The organism is Francisella noatunensis subsp. noatunensis (genome assembly GCF_009823375.1).
Lineage (GTDB): Bacteria > Pseudomonadota > Gammaproteobacteria > Francisellales > Francisellaceae > Francisella > Francisella noatunensis.
The window spans coordinates 1-1,145 of the sequence record NZ_WBSX01000178.1; the positions used below are offsets into that span (position 1 = coordinate 1).

Genomic DNA, 1,145 nt, shown 5'->3' on the forward strand with positions numbered 1-1,145 from the left:
AACTCTCTTGCCACTTCTTTTTTATCTTTGTAAGGTACATACTTTAAAGAGTTCTAATTTGATGAACAATACAAAGCTGATGCTTTGTCTCTGGGTATACGGCCTGTATAGCATCAGACATACCTTTTAAATTATCTGTACAGGCTATGAATATATCTTATAAGTCTCTATTCTTTAATTCAGTAAAACTCCTAGCCAATACTTAGAACCTTCATTTTGACTTATCCAAAGACCTAATACATCTTTGTGACCAGTTAGCGATATAACCTAGTGCAACATATACTGCCTTATTGATAAATACGCTTATCTTCTCTGATTTTAACGGACTATACAGTTAAAAAATACTATAGGATAAACAGACCCTAACGGTCTGTTTATCCATGCTTTAACATCATCTATGATAGCTTCTGTAACATCACTTATAAAGCTTGTACTTATCTTTGCATCATACAGCTCAAATAATTGCTGTTGGGTATCAGTAGTATACTCATACCTTTAGCATATAAAGATATAATTTTTTGGTCTAAGCCATTTATTTTTGTTACTCTTTTAGGAACTATTTATGGCTCAAAGTCACTCTCTCTATCTCTAGGTACTAATATGTCTATATTGCCACTATCTGTAGATAGGCTTTTATTGCTATAGCCATTTCTAGCATTCGAGGAATTGCTGCGTTGATGTTTTGAATAACCAAGGTGGTTACTCATCTCTGTATCTAATGCTTTTTCAAGTAACCTTTTTGTCAGCTGCTTAAGTAAACCATCTTTTTCAAACATTTGATTAACATCAATTCCAGAATCTATTATCTGGTCTGCTAGCATTGAGTAAATATTTTCCGATTTTCTATTCTTAGACATATTTTTATCCGCTAGATTGTATTCTCAATGTTTATAGAGATACCAAAATGTACTTCATTAGGTGTCAAGTAATTTAAACATTTCTTAGGTCTATTATTCAAGTCTATCTGTAACTTTCTAATGTATTGATGAGATATATTGTTAAAGTTAGTACCTTTAGATATAAATTGTCTGATATACCTATTCATGTTTTCATTAGTACCTCTTTGCCAAGGACTGTATGGATCAGCAAAGAATACTTTGATGCCAGTCTCGCTAGTTAGCTTCTTATGTTTAGCAAACTCTTTA

1 protein-coding gene and 1 pseudogene are annotated in these 1,145 nt (G+C 32.1%); both read right to left on the reverse strand.

The features are described 5' to 3' along the window. A pseudogene (locus tag F8C69_RS11340) lies at positions 1-857 on the reverse strand (IS256 family transposase); the annotation flags it as partial. 11 nt (positions 858-868) lie between these two features. Then, a partial coding sequence (locus F8C69_RS10150; protein WP_159184702.1) for an IS30 family transposase occupies positions 869-1,145 on the reverse strand: 277 nt, incomplete at its 5' end.